At 67.5% G+C, this 7,146-nt stretch carries 8 protein-coding genes; 5 read left to right on the plus strand and 3 right to left on the minus strand.

Translation table 11 applies throughout. From position 1 onward, the window contains the following. Positions 1-359 (plus strand): trehalose-phosphatase (otsB, locus tag LPZ50_RS19380; RefSeq protein ID WP_230663890.1); only part of this gene is annotated, 359 nt, incomplete at its 5' end. 2 nt (positions 360-361) lie between these two features. Beyond that, positions 362-1,768, plus strand: a complete 1,407-nt coding sequence (gene otsA / locus LPZ50_RS19385) for an alpha,alpha-trehalose-phosphate synthase (UDP-forming) (RefSeq protein WP_230663892.1) — start codon at positions 362-364, stop codon at positions 1,766-1,768. Positions 1,769-1,964: 196 nt separating this feature from the next. On the opposite strand, the gene LPZ50_RS19390 is transcribed toward otsA, so the two are convergent. Together LPZ50_RS19390 and LPZ50_RS19395 are read right to left on the minus strand one after the other, a co-directional pair. After that, positions 1,965-2,633: an RraA family protein gene (locus LPZ50_RS19390; RefSeq protein ID WP_230663894.1), complete on the minus strand. Its 669-nt coding sequence runs from the start codon at positions 2,631-2,633 to the stop codon at positions 1,965-1,967. A gap of 44 nt (positions 2,634-2,677) precedes the next feature. Further along, a complete protein-coding gene (locus LPZ50_RS19395; RefSeq protein WP_230663897.1) occupies positions 2,678-3,892 on the minus strand; it encodes an alpha-hydroxy acid oxidase in 1,215 nt (404 codons plus the stop codon). A 116-nt stretch (positions 3,893-4,008) separates the two neighbouring features. Between LPZ50_RS19395 and LPZ50_RS19400 the strand changes: the two genes are divergently transcribed. Beyond that, positions 4,009-4,908, plus strand: a complete 900-nt coding sequence (locus tag LPZ50_RS19400; protein ID WP_230663900.1) for a LysR family transcriptional regulator — start codon at positions 4,009-4,011, stop codon at positions 4,906-4,908. Between the two features lie 3 nt (positions 4,909-4,911). Here LPZ50_RS19400 and LPZ50_RS19405 read toward each other — a convergent pair whose 3' ends face one another. Then, entirely contained in the window at positions 4,912-5,811 is a 900-nt protein-coding gene (locus LPZ50_RS19405) for a LysR family transcriptional regulator (protein WP_230663903.1), read from the minus strand. Positions 5,812-5,990: 179 nt separating this feature from the next. On the opposite strand from LPZ50_RS19405, the gene LPZ50_RS19410 reads away from it, so the two are divergent. Together LPZ50_RS19410 and LPZ50_RS25340 are read left to right on the plus strand one after the other, a co-directional pair. Continuing rightward, positions 5,991-6,959, plus strand: a complete 969-nt coding sequence (locus LPZ50_RS19410) for a Bug family tripartite tricarboxylate transporter substrate binding protein (RefSeq protein WP_230663906.1) — start codon at positions 5,991-5,993, stop codon at positions 6,957-6,959. 34 nt (positions 6,960-6,993) lie between these two features. After that, a partial coding sequence (locus LPZ50_RS25340) for an NAD(P)-binding domain-containing protein (RefSeq protein ID WP_268903492.1) occupies positions 6,994-7,146 on the plus strand: 153 nt, incomplete at its 3' end.

The following is a 7,146-nucleotide window of genomic DNA, read 5'->3' on the forward strand; positions in this document are numbered from 1 at the left end:
GCAGCGTCGAGGCGGCGGTGCGCGAGGCGGCCGCCCGGCACCCGGACGATTTCGACGTGCAGCCGGGCAAGATGGTGTTCGAACTGCGCCCGCGTGGGGTGGACAAAGGCGCCGCGCTGCGGGCGCTGATGAAGACGGCGCCGTTCGCGGGCCGCTGGCCGCTGATGATAGGCGACGACCTGACCGACGAGGCTGCCTTCATCGCCGCGCGCGAGCTGGGCGGGCAGGGCATCAAGATCGGCCCGGGGCCAAGCGCTGCCGGGTGGAGGCTGGACAGCCCGCAGGCCCTGGCGCGCTGGCTGCATCGGCTGGCCAGCCATGCCGAGCGGCACGCCACGACAACAATATCGAGGGAGTAGTCATGAGCCGATTGATCGTTATTTCAAACCGTGTCGCCATGCCCACGGGCGCCAAGTCGCCCGGAGGCCTGGCGGTGGGTGTCTACGATGCCTTGCGGGATTCGGGCGGCATCTGGCTGGGGTGGAACGGCGAGACGGTGGCGGGCCACGCGGACACACCGCTTTCCACTACTACGCAAGACAACATCACGTATGCCACCTTCCCGCTGGCGCAGCAAGAATATGACCGGTTCTACCGGGGGTTTTCCAATGCGGTACTGTGGCCGGTGTTTCATTACCGGCCGGACCTGGGCCGGTACCGGCGCGGCGATTATGAAGGGTATTTGCAGGTGAACCGGCACTTCGCGCAGCGGCTGGCGCCGCTGTTGCGCCCGGATGACGTGATTTGGGTGCACGACTACCACTTGCTGGCGCTGGGCGGCTATTTGCGGGAAATGGGCGTGCGCAACCATATCGGGTTTTTCCTGCACATTCCGTTTCCCAACGCCGAGGTGTTCAAGACCATTCCGCCGTACCAGGCGCTGGCGCAGGCCATGTGCGCTTATGACGTGGCGGGTTTCCAGACCGCCGCCGATGCGCGCGCGTTCAGCGATTGCTGCGTGCAGTTTGCCGGCGCCGACCGCGAGGCGGGCGGACTGCGCACGGGCGAGCGCCGCGTTCGGGTAGGCACCTATCCCATCGGCATCGACGTGGACGACGTGGCCCGCATGGCACAGGCCAGGCGTTCGCGCCAGGTGGCGGCCTTGAAGGCGGGGGCGGTGGATTTGAAACTGGTGATCAGCGTGGACCGCCTGGACTACAGCAAGGGGCTGCTGGAACGCTTTGCCGCGTTCGAGCAATTGCTGGAAATCGAGCCCGCGCACCGGGGCCGGGTGTCGTTCGTGCAGCTTGCGCCGCCATCGCGTTCCGATGTGCATGGCTACCGCGAAATACGGCGCGAACTCGACCGCGCCGCCGGCCGCATCAATGGCAAATGGGGGGAACTGGGCTGGACGCCACTGCGCTATATCAACCGGGCCTACGAGCGCGCCACCCTGATGCCCTTGCTGCGCGCCGCGCAGGTGGGCCTGGTGACGCCGCTGCGCGATGGCATGAACCTGGTGGCCAAGGAGTACATGGCGGCGCAGGCGCCGGAAGACCCGGGGGTGCTGGTGCTGTCGCAGTTCGCGGGCGCGGCTTGCGAAATGGAAGACGGCGCGCTGATCGTCAACCCCTACGACAGCGAAGGCATGGCGCGCACCTTGTCGCGCGCCCTGCACATGCCGCTGGCCGAACGCATCGAGCGCTATCAACAGTTGCTGCAGGGCTTGCGCACGCACGATCTGGCGGCCTGGAAGAACCGCTTTCTGGCGGACCTGCGCGGGGTCACCGCGTCCGCGGCAAGCGAGCCGCCGGCCATGCCTGCGTAAGCGGTATTTTCCGGATAGCCATGGAGAGTTTTCGCGGACACCGTCTTGCAGAGACTGCCGCGGCACATATCGGTGTCAGGCACCTTCGGAGCCAGACACCCGCCCATACTGCGCAACGTGTCCTTTTTCAAGGTAGTGCGACGGGTGTCTGACACCTTGCGTGTCAGACACCGTAACGCGCTCCCGGCACTTCGCATCAAAGACGCGGCAACCCCGCCTGCGCCAGGGCGTCGTTCAGCCACGGCGATACCAGTTCGCCGCGTTCGATTTCCTCCAGCCGCTGCGCCTCGGCGGCGATTTTCGCGTCGGCGGCGTCCAGCACGGCGGCCACGTCCTGGCGCGGGATGACCACCACGCCATCGATATCGCCCACCACCAGGTCGCCCGGGTTGACGGCCACGCCGCCCACCGATGCCGGCGCGCCCAGGCGGCCCGGCAGGCCTTTGGTGGGGCCGCAGGGGTTGGTGCCGGCCGAGAACACCGGGAAGTCGTCGGCCGCCAGGATGGCGGTGTCGCGCGAGGCGGCGTCCACCACGAAGCCGCCCAGGCCGGCGGCCTTGCCTTGCGCCGCCATCAGTTCGCCGAACAGCGCGCAGGTGGCGTCGGCCTTGCCGTCAACCACCAGCACATCGCCGGGCTGCGCCACGGCCAGCGCCACGTGGAACATCAAGTTGTCGCCGGGGCGCACTTCTACGGTGTAGGCCGGGCCGCACAGCTTCGCCTGCGGATTCACGGCGCGGATGCGGGCATGCACGGTGCCGCGGCGGCCGGCCACGTCGCACAGAATGGCCGCCGGATAGCGGCGCGCGCGTTCAACTAGTTCGGGGGATACGCGCTCGAAGTCGGCGGTCTGCTTGTAGTTCATGGGTCTGCTCCTTTCAGTGGGAATGGGGGATGCGCGCCTGCTTGTCAGTCCAGCGCGACCAGGAACGATTTGTCCAGTTCGGCCAGGCGGGTAATGCCCAGCATGCCCATGTTGCGGGCGATCTCGTCATACATCAGCTGCAGCGCGTGGCGCGCGCCGGCCTCGCCGGCCACCGAGGCCGCATAGTTGAAGGGCCGGCCCACGAACACGGCCTGCGCGCCCAGGGCCAGGGCCTTCATGGCATCGGTGCCGCGGCGCACGCCGCTGTCCAGCATGACCGTCATGCCGCCGGACTGGTCCAGTATTTCGGGCAGCACGCGCAGCGGCGAGACGGCGCCGTCCAACTGCCGGCCGCCGTGGTTGGACACGATGATGCCGTCCATGCCCAGCTCGCGCGCGCGGCGGGCGTCGTCGGCCCCCAGGATGCCCTTGACGATCATGGGTCCTTGCCAGCGGCGGCGGATCTGGGCCACGTGGGTCCAGTTCAGGTGGCCGCGGTCGGAGAAGTCGCGCAGCACGTTCTTCGACAGGATGGGGGCGCCGCGCGTGGCGTAGTTGTTCTCGAAATGCGGCATGCCATGCCTGGCCAAGGTGCGCAGGAACGTGCCCAGCAGCCAGCGCGGATGCGTGATGCCCTGGTAGGCCAGGCCCAGGCTGGGCTTGAGCGGGGTGCTGAAGCCGGCACGCACATTGTTCTCGCGGTTGGCGGGCACGGGCGTGTCCACGGTCAGCACCAGGGTTTCTACGCCGGCGGCGGCCACGCGGTCGATCAGGGCGCCGATCTGCGAATCGTCGCCGGGCAGGTAGGCCTGGAACCAGGTGCCGGGGGCGGCGTCCATCACTTCTTCCAGGCGGATCAGCGACGACCCGCTCATGATGCAGGGGGCATTGGCTTGCCGCGCCGCCCGGGCCAGCACGATATCGCCGCGGTAGGCGGTCAGGGCCGAGATGCCCATGGGGGCAATGCCTACCGGCGAGCGGTAGCGCCGGCCGAACAGTTCGATATCCTGCCGGCGTTCGGACACGTTCACCAGCACGCGGGTGCGGAAGCCATAGCGGGAAAACGCATGCCGGTTGTCGTGTTCGGCCTGGCGGTCTTCGACCGAGCCCGCCACGTACTCGAAAATGGGGCGCGGCAGGTGCCGCCGCGCCGCGGCCTCGAAGTCGTGCAGCGACAGGAAGCGGCGCAGCCGCCGCGGCGCCACATAGGGCGTGGCGGGCGGGTCGTCCAGGGGGTTCAGTTCGGCGGACAGGGACATATGGGCGGTTCCAACGGCAATACCCGGGTGCGCCGGGCGGAATTGGCGGACTATATCGGCCTTCATAGTTAGAATAAAGCGACTTTATTTGGCGATATTTGTTCGCTTTTATTCACATGACATTAAAACAGCTGGAAGCCTTCTACTGGGCGGCCACCTGCAAGAATTTCGCGGTGGCCGCCAGCCGGCTGAATATCTCGGTGTCGTCGCTATCCAAGCGCATCGGCGAGCTCGAGGCCGCCATCGGCGCCGACCTGTTCAACCGCGCCAATCGCAGCGCCGTGCTGACCCCGCTGGGCGACCGGCTGCTGACGCATGCGCGCGACGTGCTGCGCAGCGCGGAACATTTCATGCGCCGCGCCAATGATGCGCGGGCCCTGTCGGGGCGCTGCCGCTTCGGGGTGGGCGAACTCACTTCGCTGACCTGGATGCCGCGCCTGATCGCGCTGATCCAGCGCGCCCATCCCAACCTGTCGGTTGAACCGCATGCCAACCTGGGGCAGGTGCTGGAAACCCAGCTGGAAGACGGCGAACTGGACTTCGCGATCATCGCCGGGCCGTCCACCCGCACCGCCATTGCCTCGCACAGTATCGGGCAGGCGCAGTTCGTCTGGGTGGCCGCGCCCGCGCTGTTTCCCGGCGATACGCCCTCGCGCGCGCAGGACGTGGGCGAACACACGCTGATCACCCTGCCCAATAGCGCGGGCACGGTGCGCATCCTGGACGAATGGCTGGCCGAACATCGCGCCACGCCGGGGCGGCGCCTTACCTGCGAGAACATGGGCGCGGTTACCGGCATGCTGAAGGAAGGCCTGGGCATAGGGTTCCTGCCGCGCGCCTGGGCGGCCGCGCTGGTGCGGCGCGGCGACCTGGTGGCGCTGGCGCAGTTTCCGCTGCTGCGGCCGCTGCCCTATACGTTCCAATGGCGGCGCGACGACTCGCGCCCCATGGTGCAGCAACTGCGCGAACTGGCCGCGCAGGCAGTGGATTTCGACATGCTGCCCAGCCTGATGTAGCGCCTACCAAAGCGGGTGGGGGGCGGCGAAATCCACTTCGCTCATTACGCGCTGGCGCATGGCGGCCACCAGGGGCCGGATATCGTCGCGCCGGCACTGGAAGGAATAATGCAGCCGCCGCAGCGGCGGCTGGCTGTCGATGGCGCGGATGGCGTGCTTGTCGTACAGCGTGCGCATCCAGCCTTCGGGAAAGAACCCCACGCCCACGCCCGCGGCCACCATGCCGGCGATGGCGCCCATGTTGTTGCAGATGAGCTGGCGCGACACGCTCAGGTTGTTTTCCTGCAGCCAGGCTTCGTAAATGCGGGTCGAGCCGGCGCCGGGCGGCATGGTGATGACGGTCATGTCCTGCAGGCTGGCGGGTGTCAGCACCGCCAGGCCGTCCAGCTGCGCGGCCGCGCCGGCCCAGCAATAGCGCACCTCGGCGATGGTGTGCGACGCGATCGACGGCCGCGACGACCAGCCCGCCACCACGGCGAAATCCAGCTCGCCGGCCTCGACGCGGCGTTCCAGGTTCTGGCCCACGTCCACGTGCGGCTCCAGGCGCAGGTCGGGGTAGTCGCGGCGGCAGCGCGCCACGAACTTGGGCAGCCAGCTCATGGCGGCCAGTTCGCCCATGCCGAAGCGGCACACCCCCTGCAGGCCGTCGTCGGTGCCCACGGCGGCGCGGGCCCGGCTGGCGGCGCTGAGCATGTCGCGCGCCAGCGGCAGCAGTATTTCGCCTTCGCGCGTCAGCACCGACCGGTGGCCGCTGCGGTCGAATAACGTTTTGCCCAGGTCGGCTTCCAGTTCGGTAATGCGCTTGGAAAGCGAAGACTGCGACACATGGATGTGCGCCGCCGCGGCCGCGAAGCTGGACGACATGGCGGCGGCATAGAAGGCTTCGAGCTGCTTGAATGTCATGCGGGTGGCCTGGAGTGGCCCGTGGGCGATGCGCGCGCGGGCTTCTGGGTTGATTCGAAAAATCGATGAAAGTCGAGGGAAATTTATCACTTTCTTCTGTGTATCGTTGTTGCTAGAGTGCCTGGGCCTATAACAACACCATGACAACCGCGGCGCGCCGCACGCGGAGGAGACTATTCATGAGCACAGCCTTGAAATGGCTGGCCTGCACCGCGCTGGCCGCCGCATTTGCCGGGCCCGCCATCGGGCAGGACTGGACCCCGACACGTCCCATCGAGATTCTGGTGGGTTTCGCGCCCGGGGGCTCGGCCGACCAGATTGCCCGCCAATTGTCCGAAGCCGTGAAAGACACAGTGCCCGTGCCGGTGGTGGTGATCAACAAGCCGGGCGTGGCCGGGGTGCTGGCGGCGCAGGAAGTCGCCGGGGCCGAACCCGACGGCTACAAGCTGTTCGTGGGCGGCGGCAGCGAAACCACGTCGGTGGGCAATCACAAGAAAATTTCGTACGACCCGCGCCAGGATTTCACGCCGGTGCTGAAGGTGGCGCGCCTGCCGTCGGTGCTGGCCGTGAATGTGAAATCGCCTTATCCCGACATGAAAGCCCTGATCGAGGCCGCGCGCGGCAAGCCGGAAGCGCTGAGCTACGGCTCCACCGGCGACGGCAGCCTGTTCCATTCGACCATGCTGGCCTTCGAGGCCAATAGCGGGCTGCGCTTCCTGCACGTGCCCTACAAGGGCGCGGCCGCTTCGTTGACCGCGCTGGCGGCCGGCGAGGTCGACATGGCATTTGGCGCGCCCGAGGAAGTGCGCGGCCTGATCGATGCCGGCCGCATCCGGCCCATTGCGGTGTTCTCGAAAACGCGGGTCGAGTCCATGCCCGACATTCCCACCATGAGCGAACTGGGCTACCCGGTGGCCCTGGACAACATGAAGGGCCTGCTGGCGCCGGCCGGCTTGCCCCAGCCCGCGTACCAGTACTTGAACCGCGTATTCCACCAGGCCCTGGACAGCCCGTCGTGGAAAACCTATACGCAGCGCAGCGGCCTGTCCACCGATTACGCCGACGGCCCGGCTTTCCAGCAAGAAATCGATGAAAGCTACACCCTCATCGGCAACTCGCTGGCCGAGATCCGCAAGGCCGCGAAGTGATTTTTCCCCCAACTGTTTGAGAAGGAACCCTGTCATGGCGACTGCCACCCCCGTAGGATTCATCGGCCTGGGCATCATGGGCCGGGGCATGGCCGCGTCGCTGCTGCGGGCGGGCCATGACGTGGCGGTGCACAACCGCAGCCGCGATGCCGAAGCCCCGCTGGCCGCCACGATGCGCCAGATTTCC

The organism is Bordetella petrii (assembly GCF_020991325.1).
In the GTDB taxonomy this organism is placed as follows: domain Bacteria; phylum Pseudomonadota; class Gammaproteobacteria; order Burkholderiales; family Burkholderiaceae_B; genus Bordetella_A; species Bordetella_A petrii_E.